General features: G+C 65.5%; 26 protein-coding genes. 13 read left to right on the top strand and 13 right to left on the bottom strand.

Annotated elements, in window-relative coordinates; all coding sequences use genetic code 11:
• From modC to JDO7802_RS11935, 5 genes are all read right to left on the bottom strand, one after another.
• A partial coding sequence (gene modC, locus JDO7802_RS11955) for a molybdenum ABC transporter ATP-binding protein (RefSeq protein WP_245624182.1) occupies nucleotides 1-786 on the bottom strand: 786 nt, incomplete at its 3' end.
• Between the two features lie 8 nt (nucleotides 787-794).
• A complete protein-coding gene (gene modB, locus JDO7802_RS11950) occupies nucleotides 795-1,487 on the bottom strand; it encodes a molybdate ABC transporter permease subunit (RefSeq protein WP_055085862.1) in 693 nt (230 codons plus the stop codon).
• The gene (modA, locus tag JDO7802_RS11945) at nucleotides 1,484-2,221 is read right to left on the bottom strand and encodes a molybdate ABC transporter substrate-binding protein (protein ID WP_055085860.1); all 738 of its coding nucleotides are present in this window, start codon (nucleotides 2,219-2,221) and stop codon (nucleotides 1,484-1,486) included. The genes modB and modA overlap by 4 nt, the downstream gene beginning before the upstream one ends.
• On the bottom strand, nucleotides 2,199-2,825 hold the full coding sequence (locus JDO7802_RS11940) for an SDR family NAD(P)-dependent oxidoreductase (protein ID WP_055085858.1): 627 nt from the start codon (nucleotides 2,823-2,825) through the stop codon (nucleotides 2,199-2,201). The genes modA and JDO7802_RS11940 overlap by 23 nt, the downstream gene beginning before the upstream one ends.
• Nucleotides 2,825-3,229: a DUF1178 family protein gene (locus JDO7802_RS11935; RefSeq protein ID WP_055085856.1), complete on the bottom strand. Its 405-nt coding sequence runs from the start codon at nucleotides 3,227-3,229 to the stop codon at nucleotides 2,825-2,827. Before JDO7802_RS11935 ends, JDO7802_RS11940 begins: the two co-directional genes overlap by 1 nt.
• 78 nt (nucleotides 3,230-3,307) lie before the next feature.
• On the opposite strand from JDO7802_RS11935, the gene JDO7802_RS11930 reads away from it, so the two are divergent.
• The gene (locus JDO7802_RS11930) at nucleotides 3,308-3,811 is read left to right on the top strand and encodes a glutathione peroxidase (RefSeq protein ID WP_055085854.1); all 504 of its coding nucleotides are present in this window, start codon (nucleotides 3,308-3,310) and stop codon (nucleotides 3,809-3,811) included.
• The gene (locus JDO7802_RS11925) at nucleotides 3,808-4,935 is read left to right on the top strand and encodes an acetoin utilization protein AcuC (protein WP_055085852.1); all 1,128 of its coding nucleotides are present in this window, start codon (nucleotides 3,808-3,810) and stop codon (nucleotides 4,933-4,935) included. Before JDO7802_RS11930 ends, JDO7802_RS11925 begins: the two co-directional genes overlap by 4 nt.
• 26 nt (nucleotides 4,936-4,961) lie before the next feature.
• On the opposite strand, the gene JDO7802_RS11920 is transcribed toward JDO7802_RS11925, so the two are convergent.
• The 5 genes from JDO7802_RS11920 to JDO7802_RS11900 are packed head-to-tail and all read right to left on the bottom strand — an operon-like array spanning nucleotide 4,962 to nucleotide 10,453.
• Nucleotides 4,962-6,044, bottom strand: coding sequence for a mandelate racemase/muconate lactonizing enzyme family protein (locus tag JDO7802_RS11920; protein WP_055085850.1), 1,083 nt, complete (start codon nucleotides 6,042-6,044; stop codon nucleotides 4,962-4,964).
• A 16-nt stretch (nucleotides 6,045-6,060) separates the two neighbouring features.
• On the bottom strand, nucleotides 6,061-7,017 hold the full coding sequence (locus JDO7802_RS11915) for a 2-hydroxyacid dehydrogenase (protein ID WP_144430605.1): 957 nt from the start codon (nucleotides 7,015-7,017) through the stop codon (nucleotides 6,061-6,063).
• A complete protein-coding gene (locus JDO7802_RS11910; RefSeq protein ID WP_055085848.1) occupies nucleotides 7,010-7,858 on the bottom strand; it encodes a fumarylacetoacetate hydrolase family protein in 849 nt (282 codons plus the stop codon). Before JDO7802_RS11910 ends, JDO7802_RS11915 begins: the two co-directional genes overlap by 8 nt.
• Nucleotides 7,859-7,912: 54 nt before the next feature.
• Complete coding sequence (locus JDO7802_RS11905) at nucleotides 7,913-9,688, bottom strand: IlvD/Edd family dehydratase (protein WP_055085846.1); 1,776 nt, start codon at nucleotides 9,686-9,688, stop codon at nucleotides 7,913-7,915.
• A gap of 24 nt (nucleotides 9,689-9,712) precedes the next feature.
• A complete protein-coding gene (locus JDO7802_RS11900; RefSeq protein ID WP_055085844.1) occupies nucleotides 9,713-10,453 on the bottom strand; it encodes an SDR family oxidoreductase in 741 nt (246 codons plus the stop codon).
• A gap of 77 nt (nucleotides 10,454-10,530) precedes the next feature.
• Between JDO7802_RS11900 and JDO7802_RS11895 the strand changes: the two genes are divergently transcribed.
• The gene (locus JDO7802_RS11895; protein ID WP_055085842.1) at nucleotides 10,531-11,400 is read left to right on the top strand and encodes an NAD(P)-dependent oxidoreductase; all 870 of its coding nucleotides are present in this window, start codon (nucleotides 10,531-10,533) and stop codon (nucleotides 11,398-11,400) included.
• Here the strand turns inward: JDO7802_RS11895 and JDO7802_RS11890 are convergent.
• Complete coding sequence (locus JDO7802_RS11890) at nucleotides 11,384-12,055, bottom strand: GntR family transcriptional regulator (protein WP_055085840.1); 672 nt, start codon at nucleotides 12,053-12,055, stop codon at nucleotides 11,384-11,386. The two genes, JDO7802_RS11895 and JDO7802_RS11890, sit on opposite strands and share 17 nt — an antisense overlap.
• Nucleotides 12,056-12,223: 168 nt before the next feature.
• Between JDO7802_RS11890 and JDO7802_RS11885 the strand changes: the two genes are divergently transcribed.
• The 10 genes from JDO7802_RS11885 to JDO7802_RS11840 all read left to right on the top strand — a co-directional run bounded on the left by JDO7802_RS11885 (nucleotide 12,224) and on the right by JDO7802_RS11840 (nucleotide 22,091).
• Nucleotides 12,224-13,240 (top strand): TRAP transporter substrate-binding protein, encoded by a 1,017-nt coding sequence (locus JDO7802_RS11885; protein WP_055085838.1) that lies wholly within the window; start codon nucleotides 12,224-12,226, stop codon nucleotides 13,238-13,240.
• Between the two features lie 120 nt (nucleotides 13,241-13,360).
• Complete coding sequence (locus JDO7802_RS11880) at nucleotides 13,361-14,212, top strand: TRAP transporter small permease subunit (protein ID WP_245624181.1); 852 nt, start codon at nucleotides 13,361-13,363, stop codon at nucleotides 14,210-14,212.
• Nucleotides 14,213-14,245: 33 nt separating this feature from the next.
• A complete protein-coding gene (locus JDO7802_RS11875) occupies nucleotides 14,246-15,874 on the top strand; it encodes a TRAP transporter large permease (RefSeq protein WP_055085836.1) in 1,629 nt (542 codons plus the stop codon).
• Nucleotides 15,875-15,927: 53 nt separating this feature from the next.
• Nucleotides 15,928-17,430, top strand: a complete 1,503-nt coding sequence (locus JDO7802_RS11870; protein WP_055085833.1) for a UxaA family hydrolase — start codon at nucleotides 15,928-15,930, stop codon at nucleotides 17,428-17,430.
• A complete protein-coding gene (locus JDO7802_RS11865) occupies nucleotides 17,427-18,416 on the top strand; it encodes a Gfo/Idh/MocA family protein (RefSeq protein WP_055085832.1) in 990 nt (329 codons plus the stop codon). Before JDO7802_RS11870 ends, JDO7802_RS11865 begins: the two co-directional genes overlap by 4 nt.
• Before the next feature lie 58 nt (nucleotides 18,417-18,474).
• A complete protein-coding gene (locus tag JDO7802_RS11860; RefSeq protein ID WP_055085829.1) occupies nucleotides 18,475-19,296 on the top strand; it encodes a shikimate dehydrogenase family protein in 822 nt (273 codons plus the stop codon).
• A gap of 4 nt (nucleotides 19,297-19,300) precedes the next feature.
• Complete coding sequence (locus tag JDO7802_RS11855; protein WP_055085828.1) at nucleotides 19,301-19,678, top strand: phytanoyl-CoA dioxygenase family protein; 378 nt, start codon at nucleotides 19,301-19,303, stop codon at nucleotides 19,676-19,678.
• A 3-nt stretch (nucleotides 19,679-19,681) separates the two neighbouring features.
• Entirely contained in the window at nucleotides 19,682-20,563 is an 882-nt protein-coding gene (locus tag JDO7802_RS11850) for an NAD(P)-dependent oxidoreductase (RefSeq protein WP_055085826.1), read from the top strand.
• 21 nt (nucleotides 20,564-20,584) lie between these two features.
• Nucleotides 20,585-21,499, top strand: a complete 915-nt coding sequence (locus JDO7802_RS11845) for a DMT family transporter (protein WP_245624180.1) — start codon at nucleotides 20,585-20,587, stop codon at nucleotides 21,497-21,499.
• 1 nt (nucleotide 21,500) lies between these two features.
• A complete protein-coding gene (locus JDO7802_RS11840) occupies nucleotides 21,501-22,091 on the top strand; it encodes a LysE family translocator (RefSeq protein WP_055085824.1) in 591 nt (196 codons plus the stop codon).
• Nucleotides 22,092-22,097: 6 nt separating this feature from the next.
• On the opposite strand, the gene JDO7802_RS11835 is transcribed toward JDO7802_RS11840, so the two are convergent.
• Nucleotides 22,098-24,785 (bottom strand): ATP-dependent Clp protease ATP-binding subunit, encoded by a 2,688-nt coding sequence (locus tag JDO7802_RS11835; RefSeq protein WP_055085822.1) that lies wholly within the window; start codon nucleotides 24,783-24,785, stop codon nucleotides 22,098-22,100.
• 85 nt (nucleotides 24,786-24,870) lie between these two features.
• Nucleotides 24,871-25,491, bottom strand: coding sequence for an exopolysaccharide biosynthesis protein (locus JDO7802_RS11830; RefSeq protein WP_055085819.1), 621 nt, complete (start codon nucleotides 25,489-25,491; stop codon nucleotides 24,871-24,873).
• Nucleotides 25,492-25,589: the final 98 nt, after the last annotated feature.

The following is a 25,589-nucleotide window of genomic DNA, read 5'->3' as shown; positions in this document are numbered from 1 at the left end:
GCGGATACGGACGCGTTGCGCGCCACCGCCGATCCCGGCCAGGTGAAGGGTGCCGATGGCCGTTTCCACCTCCGCCAGACCATCGGCTCTGCCGATCACGCGCCCCTCCAGCATGGCTCCGGCCTGCGACACCCCCATCATCGCCGCCGCCTCGGGGTCGGACAGGACCGCACCCACCTGCCCCGCCCGCCGCACCCGTCCTTCGTCCAGAAGGACCAATGTATCGGCAAGGCGGGCGACCTCCTCGATCGCATGGGAAATGTACAAGATCGGCAGGCCCGCATCGCGCAGGTTTTCGAGCCATGGCAGGACGATGTCCCGGCGCCGCGTGTCGAGCGCGGCCAGCGGCTCGTCCAGGATCAGAAGTCTGGGGCGACGCAGCAGCGCGCGACCGATGGCAACCCGCGCCGCCTCTCCTCCAGACAGATCGCCCGGCCTGCGCGCGATCAGCGGCGTGATCCCCAACATGTTCGCCACCGCCGCCGGATCGGTGCCGCGCGGCGCACCGTAAAGCAGGTTTTCGCGAACGCTAAGATGCGGGAACAGCCGCGCTTCCTGAAAGACGTATCCGATGTCGCGCCGGTGCGGCGGCAGGTCCGTCGATCCGTCGAACAGGATCCGACCGTCGAGCGCGATGCGCCCGGCGTCGGGCCGCGCAAGCCCCGCGACGCAACGCGCCAACGTTGTCTTGCCGGCCCCCGATGGGCCGAAGACGGCCGTAACGCCGGGCGCGACCAACAGGGATACGTCGAGCTTGAAATCGCCCGCGCGGCGCGTGATCGCCATCTCCAGCATCAGCGCCCCGCCACCCGCGCGGCAATCCGCGGGGCCAACCAGTTCGAGACGAGCACCGCCGCCACGGCGACGGCCACGGCGATCATCACCAACGCCCGAAGCGGAGCACCACCATCGGGGACCTGCAGAAAGGCATAAATCGCCGACGGCAGCGTTCGCGTCTCGCCCGGGATCGACGCGACGAATGTAATCGTGGCCCCGAATTCACCGAAGGCCTTCGCAAAGCCCAGCGTCACCCCCGCCAGCAATCCGGGTGCCGCCAGCGGCAGCGTGACCGTGCGCCAGACCCGGAATGGCGACGCGCCAAGGGTTGCGGCTGCTTCCTCCAACTTCGGATCGACGGCATCGAAGGCCAGCCGGATGGGACGTACCATAAGCGGAAACCCCATGATCCCCGCGGCCAGCGCCGCCCCCATCCAGCGGAATGCCAGCCCCAGACCCAGCGGCTCCAGGATGCCGCCGATCGGCCCCGCCCGCGAAAACAGCAGCAGCAGCGCATAGCCCGTCACGACCGGCGGCAGGACAAGCGGCAGATGTACCAGCGCATCAAGCAGACCCCGCCCCGCGAACCGACCGCGCGACAGCAGATGCGCGACCCAGACGGCCAGCGGCAACGCCAGAACCGTTGCAACGAAAGACACGCGAAGCGAGAGGCGCAGCGCCTCCCAGGCTTCGGGCGGCAGGTCGATCACGCGGCGAACCCATGGGCCGCGAAGACGTGCGCAGATGCCGCCACGTGGTCGAGAAAGGCCACCGCCTCCGGTCGATCCGAGACGACCGCGCCGGGATAGACGATCGGCGCGTGGCTCGACGCCGGGAACTGCGCCGCTATTCCGACCCCCGTGCCCACCGCGTCGGAGCCATAGACCGCGCCAAGCGTCACGTCGCCGCGCGCGACATAGGCCAGGACCGCACGCACGTCATTGGTCAGGATCAACCGGTCCGACAGCGCCTCCCACAGGCCCAGCGTCTCCAGCGCCTGCTGGGCGTATCGCCCCGCGGGCACGGACATCGGATCGCCCATCGCCATTCGCCCGTGGCCCAGTGCGGCCACGATGGCGGCGCGCGACAGCGGCACCGCGCCGACATCGGGTGCCGCGGCCAGGACGAGCCGGTTTCGTGCAACCGTCATCGGTGGGCGAGTCAATGCGCCCTGCCCCGACAGCCAGTCCATCCAGTCCGTTGCGGCAAGCAGGATGACATCTGCCGGTGCGCCGGACGCCACCTGTCGGGCCAGCGTGCCGGATCCGCCGTAAGCCAAGGCCACATCCCATCCGTCAACGATTTCGTCCAAGGCGGGTTTCAGGCTCGCCGCCGCGAAGACGGTCAGGCCATCGGCGGACCACGATGGACGCGCCACGGCCGTCGCCAGGCCAGCGGCCAAAACCCCCCGGCGCGTGACGTCAAAGCGGATGGGGCGTGCCATCGTATGTCTCGAACGCGCCGCTGCGGATCATGTCCAGCGCCTCAAACCGGTCCCACAGGCCCTTTGCCGATTGCGCGACCCCAACTGCGGCCGTCTCTCCGCCCATATCGGTGCGGACCCATCCCGGATGATAGATGCCGACGGCAATCCCACGGCCGCGCAGCGCGTCAGACAGGCTCATTCCCAGATTGATTGCCGCCGCCTTGGACGCGCGATACGCAAAGCTGTCCCCCGTCGCTTGGGTGGTGGACCCCATCTGCGACGCGATGATCGCAATCCGACCGCCGTCTGACAGGTTCCGGACCTGGGCCTGCACCGTCAGGAAAACCCCGGTGACGTTGGCCGCGAAGGTCGCGTTCAGATCGTCCGCCGTCAGCGTCTCCAGCGTTTTGCCACGACCCGGAAACACGCCTGCGTTGCATACCACCAGATCCAGCGCCCCCACCTGTGCGGCGACATCGGCCTGCATATCTGCGTCGGTGACATCCAGACGCAGGCCGGTCCCGGTCCGAACGGTTCCCAGCATGTCGTGGCCGCGCGCGCGCCCCTCGTCCATCAGGGCCGCGCCGATGCCGCGCGACGCGCCAGTGACGAGGGTGCGCATCAATTGACCTTCGGTTTCGGGAGGAACGGCAAGGGCGCGATCGGCACGCCGTCTTCCAGCAGACCCTTGATCTGCTGAGCATTGGCCTCGCCGTAGATCGGGGTCTCGACTTGGGCATCGTGCAACCGGCGCGCCTCGTCCGCGAAACCGCCACCGACGTATGTCGCTTCGCTCTCGACTTTGCGGCGCAGGGCGGCCAGCTTTTCCTCCGCCCGCGACGCGGGCACCGACAGGGCGGATTTCGTGTCGACCTTGGGGGCCATCAGCGCCTTTTCCACCCGGCCGCTGCCGCACTGCGGACAATTGACCATGTCGCGCGCGGCCAGCACGTCGAAGGCGGCGGCCGACTGGAACCAGCTTTCGAAGCCGTGGCCGTCGTCGCATTTGAGGGCATATCTAATCATACCTTCAACTTAGGCGCTTTTCCCTCCGGCGCAAGCAAACGGACTTGAACCGGCGTCATCGACGACTACCCTTTCACCATGCGAATACTTGCTTTTTTCCTCACCCTCTCCGCTCCGGCCGCCGCGTTCGAATTCGACGCGCTGGAGGGTGGGACGATCGACCTCGATACGTTTCGGGGGCGGGCGGTGCTGGTCGTCAACACGGCCTCGCTGTGCGGCTTCACCGACCAATACGCAGGTCTGCAGATGCTGCAGGACACCTATGGCGACGCCGGTCTGACCGTCATCGCCGTGCCGTCGGACGATTTCCGGCAGGAATTGGCATCGGACGAGGCGGTCGCCGACTTCTGCGAGGTGAACTACGGCCTGACCATTCCGCTGACGACCATCACCTCCGTGAAAGGCGACGGGGCCCATCCGTTCTACCGTTGGCTGGCGACGGAACACGGGGAACGGCCGAACTGGAATTTCAACAAGGCCTTGCTGGACCTGTCCGGCAAGCTGGTGGCGTTCGAAGGGGCCGGAACGCGGCCCGGCGCCCCGAAGATGATCCGCGCGATCGAGGCTGCCTTGCCGGAATGACGCCGCTCCTCCTCGGGTCGGAAATCTATCGCGGCTCCTCCTACGGCAAATGGCATCCCCTCCGGGTGCCGCGCGTATCTACGGTGATGGACCTGACGCGCGCGATGGGATGGCTGCCGCCCGCGCAATTCCGCACTTCGCCGCGCGCCAAACCGGGCGCGCTGACCATCTGGCACACGCCCGAATATCTGTCGGCCCTGCAGACTGCGGAAGAAACCGGCGCTGTCGATGCGCCGACCCGCGACCGCCACGGCCTGGGCACCAATTCCAACCCGGTCTTCCCCGAAATGTATCGCCGCCCCGCCACGGGCGCAGGCGGCACGCTTCTGGCAGGGGAGTTGTTGCGCGACGGGGGCCGTGTCCATGTGCCCGGCGGTGGCACGCACCACGGGATGCCGGATCGGGCCAACGGGTTCTGCTATCTCAACGACGCGGTCCTGGGCATCCTGTCGCTGCGCCGCAACGGGGCCCGGCGGATCGCCTATGTCGATATCGACGCGCATCACATGGACGGTGTCGAACACGCCTTTGCGGGCGACCCCGACACCCTGCTTATCTCCACGCACGAGGAACGGCGCTGGCCCTTCACCGGCGCGATCACCGATGCGGGCGTGGGGCAGACGTTCAACCTGCCCCTGCCTCGCGGCCTGAACGACAGCGAGTTCGCGCAGATCCGCGACCGGCTGATTTGCCCGGCGGTCGAGGCCTTCGCTCCGGATGCGATCGTCCTGCAATGCGGGGCGGACGCGGTGGATGAAGACCCCCTGTCGCGCCTATCGCTGTCGAACAACGCGCATTTCGACACGTTGGCCGCGCTGATGCCGCTGGCCCCGCGGTTTCTGCTGTTGGGTGGGGGCGGGTACAACCCATGGTCGGTGGGGCGTTTGTGGTCGGGGGCCTGGGCGGTGCTGTCCGGTCAGGACATTCCAGACCGATTACCGCCCGAGGCGCAGGCCGTCCTGCGCGCCCTCACGTTCGAGGGCAATTCACGCGGTCGGAACCCACCAGAGCATTGGTTCGACACCATCCGCGACACGTCCCGGCCCGGCCCGGTCAGGGCGGAGGTGGCCGACCGCGTCGCCCATCTGGCCGGACGCATCGCCGCCATCCCGCGCGCTGGCTGAGCGTTCGGGCCAGACCGCCGCGACGATCAGTGACGTTCGTAGGGCGTCAACCTGTCCCAGACGAATGTCACGCCCGTTCCGGGCACGTCCGGCGCAACGGCGCGGGCGTTTTCCACCACCAGCGGTCGCGTCGTATAGCGGTCGATTGGGAAGCTGTGCACCTCGATCAGACCCGGGTTCGGTTGCGCCGAAACGAGGGAGACATGCAATTCCTGCATTCCGTGCGAACAGACCGGCAGGCCCGCCTGCGCGCACATGCCTGCCGCGCGCAGCCAGCCGGTGATGCCGCCGCAGTTCGATGCGTCAGGCTGCAGATAGGCCAGCTTCGATTGGGCCAGCGCATAGCCGAATTCATGCTCGGTGTGCAGGTTCTCTCCCATGGCGAGCGGACAGCCGGTCGCGTCGTGGATCCGAGCGTAGCCGGCGTAATCATCGGGGATGATCGGTTCCTCGAACCACAGGATATTCTGATCCATAAAGCCACGCGCCGCCTCGATCGCCTGCGCTTCGGTCAGGGAATAATTCGCGTCGACCATGAAATTGAGGTCGTCTCCGATCAGTTTGCGCACGGCCGCCGCGCGGGCCTGATCGTCATCGCGGCCCACCTTGATCTTCACGCCGTCGAACCCGCGCTCCAGGTACCCTTCGACCGAGCGAAGGAGCTTCGGCAAGTCGAACCCCAGGTCGATGCCGCCGCAATAGGCCCCGCAGCGGTCCGAGGCACCGCCCGCCATATCGACCAGCGACCGGCCAGCGACCTTGCCCGCGATATCCCAGAGCGCGATGTCCACCGCCGAAATGGCGAAGGACGCGATGCCGCCGCGCGCCACGTAATGCAGGTGCCACTGCATCGCATCGTAGAGCGTGGCCGCATCCGCCGCCTGCCCCGTCAGCCAGTCGGCCAGGTCGTCGCGGATCATCGCCGCGATGGCCGTGCCGCCCTTTCCGCCGGTATAGGTATAGCCGGTCCCGTCCACCCCGTCGGAGGTGGTGATCGTGCAGGTCACCAGCTGGAAATGCGTGTGGTCGCCGTGCTTGGCATCCACCAGCACCTCGTCCAGCGGCACGTCGAACAGACGCACCGCCACCGATGTGATCACGGGCCGCATGTTGCCCCGCGCGCGCTCAGAGATCGCGGCATTCGGGCACCGGCGTCTTGACCGACCCGTCCTTGAGCCACTGTTGCAGGTTCTCGACCACCAGGTCGCCCATCGCCTGCCGCGTCTCGTGGGTGCCCGAGGCCACGTGCGGCGTCAGCACGACGTTGTCCATGGCCTTGAGTGCGTCGGGGATCTTCGGCTCCTCCTCGAACACGTCGAGGCCGGCGCCGGCAATCTTGCCATGTTGCAACGCCTCGACCAGCGCCGCCTCGTCGCAGACCGAACCGCGCGCGACGTTGATGAAGAACCCGTCCGGCCCCAGCGCCTCCAGCACCTCGGCGTTCACCATGTGCCTGGTCTCGGGCCCGCCCGGCGTGATCGCGACCAGGACCTCGACCGCCTCCGAGCAGGATTTCGCCGTTTCGTGGTAGGTATAGGCCACGTCCTTCCTCGACCGGCTGTGGTAGTGGATCTCCGCCCCGAAGGCCTCGCAGCGGTCGGCGATGGTCTGGCCAATGCGCCCCAGGCCCAGGATGCCCACCCGCCGGTTCTGCACCGTCCGCGTCAGGGGGTAGTTGCCGTCGGCCTCCCATTTGCCCGACCGGGCGTGCCGGTCCGACGGGATCAACTCGCGCGACACGGCCAGCCAGAGCATCACGAAGGTATCCGCCACCTCGTCGTTCAGCACATCGGGCGTATGCGCCACCTTGATGCCGCGCGCGGCATAGGCGTCGGCATCGATCGCGTCGTAGCCCACGCCATAGGACGACACGACCTTCAGATTCGGCGTCGCATCCGCGACGTCGTCCGGCACGCCCCAATGTCCGTTCGTCAGAATCGCGGGGTAATCCGCACCGTTGGCCGCCAAGAACTCGGCGCGATCGTCGTGATCGAACAGGATGTCGATATCGAAGTCGGGGGCCAGCGCATCGCGCATGCGGTCGGTGATGCCGCCGATCTGGAGAAGCTTGGTCTTAGTCATCCTGTCGGACCTCCTGTCGCTGGCTGCCCAGCTTGTCGATGCCCAGTTCCATCACGTCACCGGGCTTGAGAAAGACCGGCTCGGGCTTGATGCCCATGCCGACGCCCGGCGGCGTCCCGGTCGAAATCACGTCGCCGGGGTGCAGCGTCATCAGCCCGCTCAGGTGGCTGATGCATTGCGCGACGGTGAAGATCATCGTCGCGGTATTGCCCGTCTGCATCCGCTTGCCGTTCACGTCGCACCACATGCCCAGGTCCTGCGGGTCACCCACTTCGTCGCGGGTGACCAGCCAGGGACCGATCGGGCCGAAGGTGTCGCAGGATTTGCCCTTGGTCCATTGGCCCGTCAGCTGGGTCTGAAATTGTCGCTCGGACACGTCGTTGCTGACGAAGTAACCGGCGACGTACTCCAGCGCTTCCTCTTCGGACACGTATTTGCACGTCTTGCCGATCACCACGCCCAGCTCGACCTCCCAATCGCCGTGGGTCGAATTTCGCGGCAGGACGACATCGTCGTTCGGGCCCACCACGGCGCTGGTGGCCTTGTGGAACAGGATCGGATGCTCGGGGATGTCGGCCCCGGTTTCAGCCGCATGGTCCGAAAAGTTGAGACCGATGCAAAGGAATTTGCCGATGCCGCCAACGCATGGGCCGTAGCGGACAGCCCCCTCGATCTTGGGCAATTGCATCGCGTCGACCTTGGACAGCATCTCGATCGTGGTGTCGCTCAGGCCTTCGTGTGCGATGTCGGCCACTTGGCTGGACAGATCGCGCAGGTCACCGTTGTGGTCGATCATTCCGGGCTTTTCGGCCCCCGGCTCGCCGAAGCGGCAAAGTTTCATGTCTCGTCTCCCTGTATCGAGCGAAGTGAACTTCGCGCTGTAACTTTTTGAAAATCAGTGGTTATTGCGCGGAACGCCCTTTTGCGCCGTGCCCCGGAAGGCATCCGCGCCGCGAAGGATCATGCCTTCGGACAACGGCCCGACACGGTCGCGGAAAATTTCCTGCCACGGCGTCTCGCTTTCCGGCGTAAAGGGCCGCGGCGGCAAAGCGGTACGACGCTCCGCCAAGACGCTTTCGTCCACCAGCATGTCCGCCGTGCCCTTGCGCAGGTCGATCCGAACCCTGTCGCCAGTCGCAACAAGGGCAAGGCCACCGCCGGCGGCCGCTTCGGGCGATGCATTCAGGATGGACGGACTGCCCGAGGTGCCCGACTGCCGCCCGTCACCGATACAGGGCAGCGCGTGGATGTTCCGTTTCAACAGATACGATGGCGGACGCATGTTCACGACTTCCGCCGCGCCCGGATATCCGATCGGGCCGGCACCGCGCATAATCAAGATGCAATGTTCATCTATATCAAGGCTTTCGTCGTCGATCTTCATGTGAAAATCTTCGGGTCCGTCAAAGACCACGGCGCGCCCCTCGAACGCCTCGGGGTCGTCGGGGTTCGACAGGTAACGGTCGCGGAACTCCTCCGAGATGACGGACGTTTTCATGATCGCGGAGTCGAACAGGTTGCCCTTGAGGTTCAGGAACCCCGCGGCCTTCACAATCGGGTCTGTCATCGGCTTGATCACGTCAGGCAGTTGCGTTTCCAGTCCCTCGCAATTTTCGGCCATCGTCTTGCCATTCACGGTCATCACGCCCGGATGCGGCAGCAGACCCGCCGCGATCAGCTGCCCCGTGATCGCGGGCACCCCGCCCGCGTGATAGTAATCTTCGCCCAGATATTTCCCGGCCGGTTGCAAATTCGTAAGCAATGGAATGTCGAGGCCCAGAGCCTGCCAGTCGTCGTTGTCCAAGGGCACGCCCATGTGCCGCGCGATACCGTTGAGGTGGATCGGCGCGTTGGTGGACCCGCCGATGGCGGAGTTGACGATGATGGCATTTTCGAACGCCGCCCGCGTCATGATGTCGGACGGCTTCAGATCTTCGTGCACCATCCCGACGATGCGTTGCCCGGTCTGGTAGCTGATGTGCCCGCGCTGGCGGTACGGGGCCGGAATTGCAGCACTTCCCGGCAGTTGCATGCCCAGGGCTTCGGCCAGTGAATTCATCGTCGTCGCCGTGCCCATCGTGTTGCAATAGCCCACGGATGGCGTGGAGGAGGCGACCATTTCCATAAAGCCCGCATCGTCGATTTCACCCGCCGCATGCATTTCCCGCGCTTTCCACACGATCGTGCCGGACCCGGTCCGTTCGCCCTTGAACCAGCCGTTCAGCATCGGGCCGACCGACAGGGCGATGGCCGGAATGTTGACCGTGGCGGCAGCCATCAAAAGGGCGGGCGTGGTCTTGTCGCAGCCGATCATCAGGACAACGCCGTCCAGCGGATAGCCGTTGAGCGTCTCCGACAAGGACAAATAGGCCAGGTTTCGGTCCAGGGACGCCGTTGGACGCTTGCCGGTTTCCTGGATCGGATGCACCGGCACCTCCAGCGGGACGCCGCCCGCTTCGATGATGCCGTCGCGGACGCGCTTGGCCAGTTCGATGTGATGGCGGTTGCACGGCGACAGATCGCTGCCGGTTTGCGCGATGGCAATGATCGGCTTGTTGCCCTGCAACTCCTCACGCGTGAGGCCGTAGTTCAGATACCGCTCCAGATAGAGGGCGGTCATTTCCCGGTTATCGGGATTGTTGAACCACAGGCGGGAGCGAAGTTTCGTCATGTGTCGTGCCTCGTGAAGATGGGGCTACTGGCCGGACCAGCCGCCGTCGATGATGTGGGGGTGGCCGGTGGTGAACGCACTTTCGTCGGATGCCAGATAGGTCACCAGCGCCGCGATTTCGGTGGCGGTCGCCACACGCCCCATCGGCTGGCGCGAGACGAATTGCTCCATCGCCTTGTCTTGGCTGCCCAACTGCTCGCCCAGGGCCCTGACCCTGTCGTGCCAGGACGGTGATTCCACCGTGCCCGGACAGATCGCATTGCAGCGGATGCCCTGCTTGATGAAATCCACGGCCACGGATTTCGTCAGACCGATGACGGCCGCCTTGGTCGTTCCGTAGATGAAGCGATTGGGCGCACCGATGACCGACGAGCAGGCCGACGACATATTGACGATGGACCCGCCGCCGTTCGCCACCATGATCGGCAGCGCAGCGCGAATGGTGCGGAACATGCTTTTGACGTTGAGATCGAAGCCGAATTCCCAGTCGGCATCCGTCGCATCCTCGACCGACCCGTGGTGCACGAAGCCCGCGCAATTGAACAGGACGTCGGGCCGCGCCCTCTCGACCCCGGCCTTCACACTGGCGTCGTTTCGGGCGTCGATCACATAGGTTTCGCAGTCCAGCCCGGTCAGAAGGTCCGCGTTCAAATCGGTGGCAAACACCTCTGCGCCTTCGGCGATGAACATTTCTGCCGTGGCGCGGCCAATGCCCTGTCCTGCGGCAGTGATAAGGGCGCGTTTGCCCTTCAGGCGATCTGTCATCGTGAACTCCGTGTCAGGGCTGCCCGCTTGCATCGGGCTATTTGGTTTCTAATGTGAGCGCAAACGAAGGATACCCCATGACCAAGCTCACCCTCCTCGGAACCGGCCTGATGGGCGGACCGATGTCGCGTAACCTGCTCCAGGCCGGCCACGACCTGACCGTCTGGAACCGATCGCGCGCCAAGGCCGAACCGCTGGCCGATGTCGGTGCCACGGTCCGCGACACCCCCGCCCAGGCGGTCACGGGATCGTCGATCGTAATTTCCATGCTGTCGGACGGCCCGGCTTCGGGTGATATCCAGGCCGCCGCGATGGACGCCTTTGCCCCCGGCGCGATCTGGGTCGAGATGGGGTCGATCAAACCCGAAGAGGCCCGCGCCCACGCCGCCCGCTTTGCCGACCGCGGCATCGGATACGTGGACGCGCCGGTGTCGGGCGGCACCAAGGGCGCGGAGGGCGCGACCCTTGCCATTATGGCCGGCGGCGAGGCGGAAACCTTTGCGGCCGTCCGGGACGTATTGTCGGATCTGGGTCGCCCGGTCCATGTCGGCCCCGTCGGCGCGGGGCAATTGTCCAAACTGGCCAACCAGGCGATCGTGGCCTGCACCATCGGGGCCGTGGCCGAGGCGATGCTGCTGCTGGAACGCGGCGGGGCCGATCCGGCGGCGGTGCGCGATGCGCTGAAGGGTGGCTTCGCCGACAGCACCATCCTGCAACAGCACGGGCGGCGAATGACCGAAGGCGATTTCGTGCCCGGCGGTCTGACGAAGTTCCAGATCAAGGACCTCGACAACACTTTGGCCGAGGCCGCCTCGCTGGATCTGACCCTGCCGACGGTTCAGGCGATCAACGACCGCTTCAAGGTTCTGCGCGACGATATGGACGGGGGCGATATGGATCATTCCGCCCTCTACCTGCAGCTGCGCGCGCTCAACGGGTTGCACTGACGTCCCTTTCGGTGTGCCGGGCCTGATGGTTTTGGATGGCGCTGCGCAGGGCAGCCTCGTCCTTGGCGGTGGCTGCGTCGACGATGGCCTGATGTTCCTGGATGATCCGGTGAAAATAGCTGGGCACGCAGTTCGATTCCAACCCGACCATCTGCTGGCGAAACTGCATGTAGACGTTGTCGAACGTCTCCTGCAGGGGCGGCAAACGGCATTCTGACAGCAGCGTGCGGTGAAAGGCCAATTCGGCATCCGACCAGATGCCGACGAAAGGAATGGTGTCCTGGGTGCGCGCGAACTGCTTTTCGATGTGCATCAGACGGTGGTGGGCCGCCGCCAGCGCGGATTCCCATTCCAATCCGCCGTTGCACATCGACGCGACGGCCCCTTCCTGTTCCAGCAGGACACGGAACCGGGCGATCTCGGCCCGTTTCTGAATACTGACGTTCCGGGCCCTGAACCCGCGCTGGATCTCGAATTCGACCAGACCGATCTTGGAAAGCTGAAGCAGGACGTCGCGAACGGTGTTGGCCGAACAACCATATTCCGTATGGAGCGCCGACGGCATCAGCTTCGCCCCCGGGGCGAATCCGCCCGTCAACAACCGATGCTGCAGATCGGCATAGATTTCAGGCGTTCCGAGACGTGTGTCGGGCATGACATCTCCCTCAAAATTTTGATATTCTGAAAAATGTCAGGTTGTCCACCGATTTTCATTTTCCGTGTTGCGCAATTTCGAATCCCCGTTAGGCTTTGTTCAGCATGTCGTCCGATGGGAGGTCCGTTGGGACTTGGGCGCCACGCAACGACCTTTTGGGAGGAAATTATGAAGACGTTTACCCTGGCAGCGCTTGCTGCCGCCTGCACCGCGCTGACCGGTGCCGCCGCGATGGCACAGCAGACCAGTCTGCGCATCCAGACGCACTATGCCCCCGAGACCGAATCCGGCCGCCTTGCCGCCGCTTACGTCGACAACGTCCAGACGATGTCGAACGGCGAAATCGCGATCGAGATGTTCTATTCGGCCTCCGTCGTGAAGCCGACCGAAACGTTCGATGCGGCCGCGACCGGCATCCTCGACTGCGACATGACGGGCGGCGGTTACCAGACCGGCAAGAACCCGGCGTTCCAGTTCGTGGGCGACATCATGGGCGGCTATTCCACGCCGTACCAGCAGCTGTCGTGGCTGTACTACGGCGATGGCCTGGCCGCCGCGCAGGAGCTTTACAACACCTACGACATGCAGCTTGTCGGCTGGTGGGTCTACGGTCAGGAAAGCTTTGCCTCGACCAAGCCGATCGCGCAGATCAGCGACCTGCAGAACTGGAAATTCCGTTCGCCCCCGGGCATGGAAACCAAGATCTTCGAAAAGCTGGGCGCCTCGCCCATCGTGATGGACTTCACCGAGATCTTCACCGCGCTGGAAACCGGCATCATCGACGGTGCCGACGCGTCGGGCTTGGCCAACAACGTGGGTCTGGGTCTGTACGACATCGCCAAGTTCGCCAACTTCCCCGGCTTCCACTCGATGCCGTCGGACCACCTGGCGTGCAACAAGGCCGTGTGGGACGGGATGCCCGAGCATCATCGCCGTATCATGTCCGTCGCCATGGAAAGCCTGGCTCTGCAAACCGCACTGACGTTCGAGAAGAAGAACGCCGAGGCCGCGGCTGACCTGCGCGAAGCCGGTGTCACCTTGTCCGAATGGTCGCCCGAGGACCTGCAGACGTTCCGCAACGCGGCCCAGGAAACCTGGCCCGAGTTCGCAACCACGCCCGAGGCGGAAGCCCTGGTGGAATCGCACCTGGCCTACCTGCAGCAGCTGGGTCTGGTTCAGGAGTAATCCGACCGGCATCGGCGCGGCCCCCCGTCACATCGGCGCGGGCCGCGCCATCCCACTTCGCCGCGCCTTTTCTCAGGGCCGGCGACACATCTTTCCGCGCAGCCCGAGGACGAGGTGACCATGGCCGACATTCGCCCTGAAACCCCGGTGGAGACGTCCGCCGACGCCGGCCCGCTGGTCTACAAGCCCGGCGCGATCGAAGTCATCGTCCCGATCCTGTTCGTCATCACGATGGCCTGGACGATCTGGCATTTCCCCGGCTTCCTGATCCTCATGCGCGAGCCGGGTCCCGAACTGGACCGCCTGGCGCGCGAATGGCCGCCGCTGGGCCCCATCGACTGGGTGATGGCGATCGCGTCGATCGCCCTGCTTGTCATCGGGGTGAAAACCGTCAAGCGCGCGCCGATGGAATGGCAGGGCTGGGGCTTGTTTGACCGCATCTCCTGCTTCTTGGGGCGGGTCGTCATGGCGATCATCGCGATGATGGTCTGCGTCATGCTCTACGAAGTGCTGCTGCGCTACGCCTTCGAGAAGCCGACGCTTTGGGCCAACGAAGTCACGCTGTGGTTCGCGGGCTTCACGTTCCTTCTGTCCGGTCTCTATGCGATGCAGCAACGCAGCCACATTCGTATCTATCTTCTCTACGATCTGATGCCGCGTGCGCTGCAACGTGCCTGCGACGTGATCTCGACCCTGCTGATCGTGACCTTCGCATTCTTCCTGGTCTATGGCGGTTACGGCGAAGCGGTGGCGAAGTTCCTGCGTTGGGAGCTTTATGGCACGGCGTTCAATCCGCCGATCCCTGCCACGATCAAACCGATGATCCTGCTGGTGATCGTTCTGGTCGCGATGCAGGCGGTCGCGAACCTGTTCCGCGACTGGAACCTGGAGCCGGTGATCCACACTGCCGCCGACGACATCGACCAAGACGAGCTGGAGCGGCTGCGCCGCGCGGTTGGTTCCAACGACTGACGCCCGCACGGGCACCCCTGGGGAGGGAACGATATGGACGTCGGAACAATTTCACTGATCCTGATGATCTCGCTGATGCTGCTCCTGGCGATCGGGATGCCGCTGGGCTTCGCATCGGCCGTGCTGGCGGTGCTGGTGCTGGTCATGAAGTTCGAGCCAAATCTTCTGACCGCGCCCTGGGAATTCGGGCAAGGTCTGCTGACGGGCCGGTTCGGGACCGGACCGCTGGGTATCCTGGCGCAAAAGGTCTTCGGGTTGTTGACCGATTACGTTCTCATTTCCATCCCGCTGTTCATCTTCATGGCCTCCCTCCTGGAACGCTCGGGCATCGCCAAGGACATGTATTCGTCGCTCAACATCTGGCTCAGCCGGACGCGCGGCGGCATCGCCATCGTCACCTCGATCATGGCGGTCATCATGGCCGCGATGTCAGGCATCATCGGCGGTGAAGTCGTTCTGCTGGGGCTGATCGCGCTGCCGCAGATGCTGCGGCTGGGCTATGACCAGAACCTCGCCATCGGCACGATCTGCGCCTCCGGCAGTCTGGGCACGATGATCCCGCCGTCGATCGTTCTCATCATCTTCGGTCTTATCACCGAAACGTCGATCAAGGCGCTGTTCACCGCCGCCTTCGTGCCGGGCTTCATGCTGGCGTCGTTCATCATCATCTACATCATCGTGCGCACGCAGCTGAACCCGTCGTTGGCCCCCCTGCCCGCCGACGACCCTAACGACCCCAAGGGGGCCGAAAAGGCCAAGCTCTTCGGCGCATTCCTGGCGATCCTGGCCGCCGGATTTTCGACTGCGCTGTTCCTGCGCGCGGCGTTCTTCACCGTCACCGGTCAAAACGCGGTGATCGAAAACGTCGATCCGATCACCATGGGCCAGCCCCATCACGTCATCTGGACGGGCGTGGCCCTGGTCGCGGCGCTGGCCCTGATCTTCCTCGTCTTCGGCAAGGACCGCGGCGCGAAGGGTTGGAGCATGGGCAAGGGCCTGGTCGCCCCGATCGTGGTGATTGGCGTTGTCATGGGGTCGATCTACGGCGGCATCTCGGGCATCACCGAAGCGGCGGCCATGGGTGTGATCGCGGTCTTCCTCATCTCTCTTTTCCGGGGCGAGGCGAGCGTCGAGCTTGTCTGGGACAGCCTGATGCGCACCCTGAAATCGACCGGCACGATTATCTGGGTGACCATCGGTGCGGCGACGCTGGCCGGCGCCTATACCATCGCGGGCGGCCCGACATATGTCGCCAACCTGATCACCAGTGCGGACCTGCCGACGATGGGCATCCTTCTGACGATGATGCTGATCCTGCTGTTCATGGGGGCCTTCATGGATTGGGTCGGGATCGTTTTGCTGATCATTCCCGTCTTCCTGCCCATCGTGCAGCGTCTGCCGATCGAAGAGATCGGGATCCTGGGGGAATTGCAGCCCAAATATCTGGCCGTCTGGTTCGGGGTGCTGTTTTGCATGAACATGCAGGTCAGTTTTCTGTCACCGCCCTTCGGCCCGGCGGCGTTCTACCTCAAGTCGGTCGCCCCGCCACACATCAGCCTGACGGATATCTTCAAGGGCTTCCTGCCGTTCATCTGCATCCAGCTATGTGCGCTTTCGGTCCTGCTGATCTATCCGCCGATCATCGAACTGCTGCTGGACTAGGGGGCCGCGCCCCACCGCGCTGGCCCCAACCCAACCTTCTGGATCCCCGCGCCATGACACTGACGATCCGCCTTTCGCCCGCCGACAATGTCGTCACCGCAACCCGCACCCTAGAGGCGGGAACGCAGGTGGAGGATGTCGCGGCGGCGGCCCTGATCCCATCGGGCCACAAGATCGCCACGCGCGCGATCGACAGGGGTCAGCCGGTGCGCAAATATGGCCAGATTATCGGCTACGCCAGCGCGGCCATCGCTCCGGGGGACCATGTGCACACCCAGAACTGCGCCTTCGCCGCCACGGACGTCGCCTATGAGTTCGGAACCGACCTGCAACCGGCGACGCCCGCGACCGGCGACATGTTTCAGGGCTTCCGCCGCGACAACGGCACCGTCGGCACCCGCAATTACATCGCCATCGTCACGTCGGTGAATTGCTCCGCCACGGCGGCGCGGCGCATCGCCGATGCCTTCGGCCCCGAGGCGTTGGCCGCCTATCCGAACGTCGACGGCGTCGCGGCCTTCGTCCACGGGACGGGGTGCGGCATGGCCGACGACGGAGACGGGTTCGAGGCGCTGCAACGGGTCATGTGGGGCTATGCCAAACATCCAAATCACGCGGCCGTTTTGATGGTCGGGCTGGGGTGCGAGATCAATCAGATCGACTGGCTGTTGGAGGCGTGGGGCCTGAAACAGGGCCCGACATTCCAGACCATGAACATTCAAAGCGTCGCGGGCCTGCGCCGCACGGTCGAGGCGGGCATAGACAAAGTCCGGGCCATGCTGCCCATCGCCAACCGGGCCGTCCGCACCCCCTGCCCCGCGTCCGGGTTGAAGGTGGCGCTCCAATGTGGCGGATCGGACGCCTGGTCCGGGATCACGGCGAACCCGGCGGTGGGTCACGCCTGCGATCTTCTGGTCGCGCAGGGCGGTACCGGTGTCCTTGCGGAAACGCCCGAGATCTACGGGGCCGAGCATTTGCTGACCCGCCGCGCCGCCGACCGCGCCACGGGCGACCGCCTGATCGGCTTGGTCGAGTGGTGGAAGGATTACACCGCGCGCAATCGCGGATCCATGGACAACAATCCCTCGCCCGGCAACAAGAAGGGCGGGTTGACCACCATCCTCGAAAAGTCGCTGGGCGCGGCGGCCAAGGGTGGGACGACGCCGCTGACGGCCGTCTACAAATACGCCGAAGCGGTAACCGTGCCCGGCTTCACCTTCATGGACAGCCCCGGTTACGACCCAGCCAGCGTGACGGGCCAGATCGCGGGCGGGTGCCAGCTGGTGTGTTTCACCACCGGGCGCGGTTCTGCGTTCGGATCCAAACCCGCGCCGACGATCAAGGTCGCATCGAACCAGACGCTGTTCGACCGAATGCCCGAGGATATGGACATCAACGCCGGCGACATCTTGTCGGGCGGCACCTCCGTCGAGGCAAAGGGGCGGGAGATTTACGAGATGTGGCTGCGCGTCGCGTCGGGCGAGGTGTCGAAATCCGAAGCGCAGGGCCTGGGCGATTACGAATTCGTACCCTGGCAGATCGGGGCGGTCATGTGACCCGGCTTCTGCTGGCCGGAACCGGCCTGATCGGCGAACGGCATCTGGCCCATATCGACGCGCACCCCGACCTCACCCTGGCCGGCATCGTCGATCCAGACCCGGCGCGGCGCGCTCATGCCACCGCCCCCGGCTTCGCGTCCTTCGACGACGTCGACGTTCCGGTCGACGGTGTGGTGATTGCGACGCCCACGGCCAGCCATGCCCCCCTGACGATCGACGCCGTACGCCGCGGCTGGCACGTGCTGGTGGAAAAGCCGGTCGCTGACACGCTGAGCAATGCGGATGCGATGATCGCGGCGGCCCGAGGGTCGGGGGTGAATATCCTGGTCGGCCATCACCGACGACACCATCCGCGCGTCGCCAAGCTGCATGAGGTCGTCACCTCGGGTCGGATCGGTGTGCCGGTCGCCGCATCGCTGCTGTGGCTGATGCGCAAACCGGACGATTACTTCGACGTGGACTGGCGCGCGGGCATCGACGGCGCGCCGATCAAGCAGAACCTGATCCACGACGTCGACACGCTCCGCTGGTTGTTCGGAGAGGTGACGGACGTGGTCGGCCTCGCCTCCAACGCGGTCCGGGGCGCGGCGCGGCCCGAATCCGGCGGCGCGGTCCTCCGGTTCGACGGGGGCGTCACGGCAACGCTGACTTATGCCGATACGACGCCCACGCCCTGGGGGTTCGAGGCCGGAACCGGAGAAAGCCCGCATATCCCGCACACCGCACAGGACAGTTTGCGCATCGCCGGCACCTTGGGGGGTGTGGAGTTTCCCAGTCTGCGCGTCTGGTCCGGCGCAACCCATTGGAACGAGGCGCCGCACCCGTCGGACACGCAGGTCGACGACGGCGTTCCCCTGGTTCGACAGCTGGAGCATTTCGCCGATGTCATCGCGGGCCGGGCCGACCCCATCGTCGATGCGGCCAGCGCACGCCGGACCCTGGATGTGATCCTGCAGATCGAAGCGACGGCGGGTCTTGCCTGATGCGTCTTCTGGCCGAAAATACTTCGGGGGTGCGGGGGCTGGCCCCCGCGGCAGGGCGTTGAAGACGCTGACCTGCGGCTTGATCGGCGAAAACATCGGCGCGTCCCGCCTGTCGCGCGCCCTTGGCATCATGTGCGCCGACCACGGCATCGACCTGACGTTCACCGCCATCGACACACTGGACATGGCCGATTTCGACTTCGATGCACAGGTCGACATCCTGCGCCACGACGGCTGGACCGGCGTGACGGTGACCCACCCCTGGAAGACCTTGGCCGCCGATTGGGCCGGCGACACGATGGTGCCCGGCACCGAGACGCTGGGCGCGTCGAATACGCTGACCTTTTCACCGTTGGCGGGGCACAATACCGACTACACCGGGTTTCTGGCTGCCTTTACGCATGTGCTGGACCGGCCGCCGGGGTCGGTCGCCGTGGCCGGGGCCGGTGGCGTGGCGCGGGCCATCGTACCCGCGCTGATCTCTCTGGGCGCAGGCCCCGTTCACGTCTGGGACAGGAACATGGATGCCGCGCGCGACCTTGCCGCCCGAACCGGCGCAATTGCCGTGGACGGGTCAGATGCGGCAGAGGTCATCGCCGATGCCGAAGGTCTGGCCAATTGCACCCCCGTGGGTATGGCCCCTCATGGCGGAACGCCCTTTGATGCGACGCTGTTGGACCGGCAGGCCTGGGCCTTCGACGCGGTCTATACGCCGACCGCCACGCGGTTTTTGAACGATGCCCGCGCGGCGGGTCTGGCGGTGCTGACCGGGTTCGATCTGTTCCGCTTCATGGCGCTTGAAAGTTTTGCGGCCTATACCGGCATTGCGCCCGACCGGGCCGCGACATTGCCGAAACTCGACATGCTGAGACCGGGGTGAAGACATGGATGTGCTGACCCAGGGCCAGAAGGACGCCTATGACCGCGACGGCTTCTACATGGCCGACGCGGTGCCGCTGATGGGGCCGGCCGGATCGATCAGCCTGCATCACGGTCGGATCGTGCATGGGTCGGCCCTCGACACCTCTCCGAAATCGCGGCGCATCCTGTTCTACGAGATGATGGCGGCGGATGCCTGGCCGATCATGGAGTCGATGACGAAATTTTCGGACCGGGCCGATTGCGATGCGCGAATGCTGCGCGATGTGTCGCGCCGCCCGCGCCTGGCGGATGTGCCGCTGCCCGCGTCGCCCATCGGCAAGACGATCTATGACATTCAGAAAGGGCTGCATGCGCGGTCCTTTGCGACAACGGAAGGATAAGACATGGCGAAAATCGGATTTATCGGGCTGGGCCTGATGGGGTCGGCGATGGTGCAGCGGCTTCTGGACAAGGGCCACGATCTGACGGTCCTGGGCAACACCGACCGAACCGGACTTGACGCGGCGCTGTCGCGGGGTGCGGCGGAGGCGGCATCGGCCCGCGCGGTGGCCGAGGCGGCGGACGTCGTGATGCTGTGCATGGGCACGTCCGACCACGTGGAAGGCCGCATGCGCGGCAGCGACGGGGTGATCGCGGGCCTGTCGCGCGGCAAGATCGTTGTCGATTTCGGGACCTCCCTCCCCGGCTCTACCAAGGCGTTGGGGTCGGAGGTTGCGCAAGCGGGCGGGACCTATCTGGATGCACCGCTGGGGCGCACACCGTCGCACGCGTTGGATGGACAGCTCAACATCATGTGCGCGGGCGACAAGGCCGCCTTTGACAAGGTGCGCCCCCTGCTGGACGATCTAGGCGAAAACGTCTTCCATTTGGGCGATCTTGGCAACGGGCACACGATCAAGCTGATCAACAACTTCGTCGGTATGACCATGGCCAACGCCGTCGCCGAAGCCCTGGCCATGGCCGACAGCGCGGGGGTGGAACGCAAGGCGCTTTATGATGTGATGTCGGCGGGGCCGCTCCATTCGGGCATGATGGATTTCGTATCGGCCTACGGCATCGACGGCGACGCATCGAAGCTGGCCTTCTCGATCCGCAACGCAGCCAAGGACGTCGGATACTACGGTCGCATGGCACAGGACCTGAACGCAGCCACGATGATGTCGAAATGCGCCGACGCGGCGATGACCGAAGCCGTCGAACAGGGGCGCGGCGACCACATGGTCGGCCAGATGGTCGACTTCTATGCCGAACGGTTCAAGGGCTGACGTGGGCCCGGGTCGCGCATAGTGACGGTGCCCGCCCCGGTCAGCCACCTTGCCCGCGCTCGCGAAGATAACGTGGGGCGCGGCATCGTGCTGATGCTGCTGGCCTATGCGCTGTTCGCGTGCACGGACACGTCCGTGAAATGGCTGGGCCTTGCCGGCATCCCCGCGATGCAACTGGCGTTCATGCGCTTCGGCGTCCACCTGGCGCTGTCTACGGGGCCGATGGTGACGTCGTCGGACCACTCCGGCTGGACCGCGCCGCGCGCGCAGGCGTTGGCGATGCTGGGACGCGGGGCGCTGTTGCTGGTGTCGACGACGACCAATTTCCTTGCTCTCAAATATCTGGACTTGACGATGGTGGCGGCGATCATGTTCTCCTCCCCGATCCTGGTCTCCGCCCTGTCGGTCCCGCTGCTGGGCGAACGGGTCGGCCCGTGGCGCTGGGGCGCGATCCTGCTGGGGTTCGTCGGTGTTTTGATCGTGGTGCGCCCGTGGTCGGCGGAATTTCACTGGGCCGCGATCCTCAGCCTGACGGCGGCGACGGCGCTGGCGCTATTCTCCATCATGACGCGGCGGATGGCCGGGGTCGCGGCGCCGCGCACGATGCAACTTTATGTGGGATTGGTGGGCACGGTCGTGCTGGCCCCTATCGCCCTGTTGGTCTGGGACAGCCCTCAGACGTCGCTCGACTGGGCGCTTTTGTTTGCGATCGGCTGCTTCGCCTGGGCCGGTCACCATTTCTTCGGCCAGGCGCACGGCTATGCCGAAGCCAGTGTGCTGATGCCGTTCAGCTATTCCTTTCTGATCTACCTCGCCATCAGCGGCTACCTCGTCTTCGGCACCGTGCCCGATGCGATGACGGTGACGGGGGCCGCGGTCATTGCCGCTGCGGGTCTGCTGATCTGGTGGCGGGAACGCGTGAACCGGAGGGGCTGATGTGCTGACCTTCGCCGCCGCCGTTTTCTTCCTGATCGTCACACCCGGTCCCGGCGTTCTGTCGACGGCCGGCGTCGGCTCCGCTTTCGGGGCGCGGGCGGGCGTGCGCTATGTGATGGGCCTGTTCATCGGGACGAACATCGTGGCGCTGGGCGTCATTTCGGGTGTGGCCGCCCTGCTTTTGGCGTGGGAGCCGTTGCGCGTCGCGCTGTTTCTCGCCTCCACCGGCTACCTGCTCTATCTGGCCCTGCGCATCGCCACTGCCGGTGCAAAAATCGCGATCATCCCCGCGGTGCGCGAACCCGGCATCCGCGACGGCCTGGCGCTGCAGGCCATCAATCCCAAGGCCTATGCCGTGAACACCGCCATGTTCGCGGGCTTCGGCTTCCTGCCCGACGCGCCGCTGCTGGAGGCGGGGGTGAAGCTGCTCATCATGAACGCGATCTGGCTGCCGCTGCATTTCGCCTGGCTGGGTCTGGGCATCTGGCTGCGCAGGCTGGACCTGAGCGGGCGAGTCCAGCGCGGCATCAACGTGGCCATGGCCCTGTCGATGCTGCTGGTGGTCGGGCTGGCGTTGTTCAGCCTGCGATGACCGCCGTCAGGCGGCGGGACGGTCGCTTTCGTCCTTCGGGGCAACCTCGAACCGGACCGCCTCTGTCCCGTCGTCCCAACACGCGGTGATCGCATCGCCGTCCACGATCCGACCGGCAAGGATGTCCTTCGACAGCGCCGTCTCGATCTTGCTGCGGATCAGGCGGCGCAACTCCCGCGCACCGAATTCGGGGCGGTAGCCTTCTTCGGTCAGGAATGTCTTGATCCCGTCGTCGAAGCTCAGATCGATGCCCTGCCCGGACGCGGCCCGCGCCACGCGGGCAAGTTGCAGATCCACGATCTGTCCGATCTCTTCGCGGTCAAGGGCTTGGAACACGACGACTTCGTCGATCCGGTTGATGAATTCGGGTCGGAAGTGCCCCCGCAAAACCTCCATCAGGTCGGCGCGCAGGCGTTTGGCATCGTGATCCTCGCTGCCGCGAATGGCCAGATCGCGCTGGATGACGTCCCCGCCAAGGTTCGAAGTGGCGATGATGACGGTGTTCGTGAAATCCACCACACGGCCCTTGCCGTCGGTTAGCCGACCGTCGTCGAAGACCTGCAGCAGAATGTTGTAGACGTCGCCATGGGCCTTTTCCAATTCGTCCAGCAGGATCACCGAATGGGGTTTGCGGCGCACTTTCTCGGTCAGTTGTCCGCCTTCGCCGTATCCGACATATCCGGGTGGCGCGCCGATCAGGCGGGCGACGGTGTGCCGTTCGGCGTATTCCGACATGTCCAGACGGATGATCGCATCCTCGGCCCCGAAGACAGCCTCGGCCAGCGCCTTGGCAAGTTCGGTCTTGCCGACGCCGGTCGGTCCCAGAAACAGGAAGGTCGCGATCGGGCGCCCCCCTTCGCTCAGCCCCGCGCGCGCCAGGCGGATCGCATCGGCGACGGCTGTGACGGCGGCGTCCTGACCGATGACGCGAGCGTGGAGCCGATCTTCGAGGTGCAGCAGTTTCTCCTTCTCCTGGGCGGTCAGGTCGGCCACCGGGATGCCGGTCAGGCGCGCGACGACCTCCGCGACATCCGCCGCCCCCACTTCGGAGCTGCCGGACGCGCGTGCGCGGGTCCAGGCTTCGGAAACTTCGGCCATTTCGGCTGTTTTCGCCTCGATCCGTTTGCCCAGATCGGCGGCCTTGTCGAAATCGCGGCGGCTGGCGGCATAATCCTGTTCGCGCTTGAGCTGGCGCAGCTCGGTCTCTGCCTCGTGCATTTCGACAGGGCGCGCCGTCGCGCGCAACTTGACCCGGGCACAGGCCTGATCGATCAGGTCGATGGCCTTGTCGGGCAGGAAGCGCCCGGTAACATACCGGTCCGACAACTCGGCGGCCGCATCGATGGCCGGATCGGTGATCGACACCTTGTGATGCGCCTCGAAGGTGTCGCGCAGACCATGCAGGATCATGATCGTCTGGGCGACCGTCGGCTCGTCCACCTGAACCGGTTGGAAGCGTCGCTCCAGCGCGGCGTCCTTTTCGATATGCTTTTGATATTCGTTCAGGGTCGTCGCCCCGATCAGGTTCATCTCGCCGCGCGCCATGGCCGGCTTGAAGGTATTGGCCAGGTCCAGACCGCCTTCACCGCCGCCCTGCCCGGCCCCCATCATCGTATGCAATTCGTCGATGAACAGGATCATGTGATCCTTTTGCGCGACCACCTCTTTCAGGATGTCCTGAACCCGTTCCTCGAATTCGCCGCGATATTTGGCCCCGGCGACGAGGGAGTTGATGTTCAATTCCACCAGACGCTTGCCGGCCAAAGTCTCGGGGACTTCGCCGGCCACGATGCGCTGCGCCAGGCCTTCGACGATGGCGGTCTTGCCCACGCCGGGATCGCCGATCAGGACGGGATTGTTCTTGCGGCGGCGGGCCAGAATCTCGATCGTCGTCTCGATCTCCTCCGCCCGGCCGATGACGGGGTCGAGCTTGCCGTCCCGCGCGGCCTGCGTCAGGTCGCGGGACACCTTGTCGAGTGCGGGGGTCGCCGACGCCGGTTTGGCCGCGCCGTCTTCGCCCTGCCCGGCCCCCTGCACGACTTTCTGGCGCAGGGCCTGCGGCGTCAGACCGTCGCGGCGCAGAATGTCGGACGCCAGACCTTCACCTTCCTCGGCCAGTCCGATCAACAGATGTTCGGGCCCCACGTACCCGTGACCCATTTCCGACGCGGCGGCAAAGGCCCGACCCAACGCATCCTTCAGGCGCGGCGTGATCGACACCTCCCGGTCGCTTGCGGCCTCCTCCCCGCGCGGGGCCGCCGTCTCGATCTGGTCGCGCAGATCGTCGAGCGACAGTTTGAAGGTATCCAGAACGGCAGCAACCGCATCGCTGTCGAGCAGGGCCAGAAGCAGATGCTCGGTGTCGACATCCCGACGGCCCCGGTCGGCCGCCAGCATGGCGGCGGCCTGCAGCAGATCCGTGGCCTTGGCGCTGAGCCGATCGGTCATCCGTTCCGCGCGCGGTTCGGTCCGCGGCAAAGGCGACGCCCCGTCGCCGCCCGAAAACCCACCCAAGGCCGCCCCGCCGCGCCCGAACAACGCTTCGAGCGGGGAAGACCCGCGCCCCTGCCGCGCCAGAAGGCGGCGATAGTCGCTGTCGCATAACTCCATCGTCCGGCGGTGTCCGTCCTCCACGACCTCCGCGCGGACGGTCGCGGGGCGGACGTGACAGATGTCGCAGATACCTTTGGCCATGATCTCTCTCCTGCTGTTCGCGTGGTCGCGGGCATCAGGACACGCGCCCTCGGGCGTCGCATTGACGGCCATCAAATCGGCCGCGTCACCCGTCGGTCGCGATCAAGGATCGCAGGATGTCGACGGCGATATCACCAAGAAAAACCGTGATCACGATCAGGGCGATTGACCCCGCAGCCCCGACAAGGATCACCGCGCCATCGCGCTGAACCAGGCCCCAGGACAAAAGCACCAACAACGTGGCCGGGGGACCATTCAGGAACGGAATGGGAAACCATAGCACCAGCGACCAGAACGCGCAGAGCCAGCCGATCGCCCGTTCCCGCCGGACGACGCGGGCCAAACGCGGATAGCTGACCGCTTCGATCCGGCGCAGCACCGGGCTGCCGTAGCGGGCCAGGACAGACAGCAGCCGACCCGGAACGGGCATCCCCGCGACCCGCGCCGGCAGCCCGCCCCGTTCACCGAAGATCGCAAGGTGCAGCGAAACGATCAAAAGCGGGACGCCAAGCAGGCTGGAAAGACCGGGGACCGGCGCGGGAATGGTTTCGGGCAGCGCCAGGATCAGGATCGCCGCCCCGTGGACGCGACTGCCCAGCAGGGCCGCGACGTCGGCCAGACGCACGTCTGCCCTTTCCCCGTTGCGGGCCGAAAGATCCTTCAGGATTGACGACACCGCGCGGGTCTGTGGGGCGGCACCGCGCACCGCGCCGCGCCTCAGATTTGCAGGACGATGCGGCCTTCGATCGTCCCGTTGCGCATGCGGTCGAATATCGCGTTGATGTCGTCAAGCTCCCCCCAGGC

This window comes from Jannaschia donghaensis (genome assembly GCF_001403795.1).
Classification (GTDB): domain Bacteria; phylum Pseudomonadota; class Alphaproteobacteria; order Rhodobacterales; family Rhodobacteraceae; genus Jannaschia; species Jannaschia donghaensis.
The sequence above is the reverse complement of the archived record's forward strand: the minus strand, read 5'-3'. Positions and strand labels throughout refer to the sequence as shown.

Bases quoted from the DNA above. Each gene is read 5' to 3' on its own strand.
- JDO7802_RS11905 (WP_055085846.1), bottom strand. From the start codon at position 9,688: ATGACGAAACTTCGCTCCCGCCTGTGGTTCAACAATCCCGATAACCGG.
- JDO7802_RS11930 (WP_055085854.1), top strand. From the start codon at position 3,308: ATGCGAATACTTGCTTTTTTCCTCACCCTCTCCGCTCCGGCCGCCGCG.
- JDO7802_RS11915 (WP_144430605.1), bottom strand. From the start codon at position 7,017: ATGACTAAGACCAAGCTTCTCCAGATCGGCGGCATCACCGACCGCATG.
- JDO7802_RS11890 (WP_055085840.1), bottom strand. From the start codon at position 12,055: ATGCCCGACACACGTCTCGGAACGCCTGAAATCTATGCCGATCTGCAG.
- modA (WP_055085860.1), bottom strand. From the start codon at position 2,221: ATGGCACGCCCCATCCGCTTTGACGTCACGCGCCGGGGGGTTTTGGCC.
- JDO7802_RS11875 (WP_055085836.1), top strand. From the start codon at position 14,246: ATGGACGTCGGAACAATTTCACTGATCCTGATGATCTCGCTGATGCTG.
- JDO7802_RS11900 (WP_055085844.1), bottom strand. From the start codon at position 10,453: ATGACAGATCGCCTGAAGGGCAAACGCGCCCTTATCACTGCCGCAGGA.
- JDO7802_RS11850 (WP_055085826.1), top strand. From the start codon at position 19,682: ATGGCGAAAATCGGATTTATCGGGCTGGGCCTGATGGGGTCGGCGATG.
- JDO7802_RS11835 (WP_055085822.1), bottom strand. From the start codon at position 24,785: ATGGCCAAAGGTATCTGCGACATCTGTCACGTCCGCCCCGCGACCGTC.
- JDO7802_RS11925 (WP_055085852.1), top strand. From the start codon at position 3,808: ATGACGCCGCTCCTCCTCGGGTCGGAAATCTATCGCGGCTCCTCCTAC.
- JDO7802_RS11935 (WP_055085856.1), bottom strand. From the start codon at position 3,229: ATGATTAGATATGCCCTCAAATGCGACGACGGCCACGGCTTCGAAAGC.
- JDO7802_RS11885 (WP_055085838.1), top strand. From the start codon at position 12,224: ATGAAGACGTTTACCCTGGCAGCGCTTGCTGCCGCCTGCACCGCGCTG.
- JDO7802_RS11880 (WP_245624181.1), top strand. From the start codon at position 13,361: ATGGCCGACATTCGCCCTGAAACCCCGGTGGAGACGTCCGCCGACGCC.
- JDO7802_RS11910 (WP_055085848.1), bottom strand. From the start codon at position 7,858: ATGAAACTTTGCCGCTTCGGCGAGCCGGGGGCCGAAAAGCCCGGAATG.
- JDO7802_RS11920 (WP_055085850.1), bottom strand. From the start codon at position 6,044: ATGCGGCCCGTGATCACATCGGTGGCGGTGCGTCTGTTCGACGTGCCG.
- JDO7802_RS11940 (WP_055085858.1), bottom strand. From the start codon at position 2,825: ATGCGCACCCTCGTCACTGGCGCGTCGCGCGGCATCGGCGCGGCCCTG.
- JDO7802_RS11870 (WP_055085833.1), top strand. From the start codon at position 15,928: ATGACACTGACGATCCGCCTTTCGCCCGCCGACAATGTCGTCACCGCA.
- JDO7802_RS11895 (WP_055085842.1), top strand. From the start codon at position 10,531: ATGACCAAGCTCACCCTCCTCGGAACCGGCCTGATGGGCGGACCGATG.
- JDO7802_RS11855 (WP_055085828.1), top strand. From the start codon at position 19,301: ATGGATGTGCTGACCCAGGGCCAGAAGGACGCCTATGACCGCGACGGC.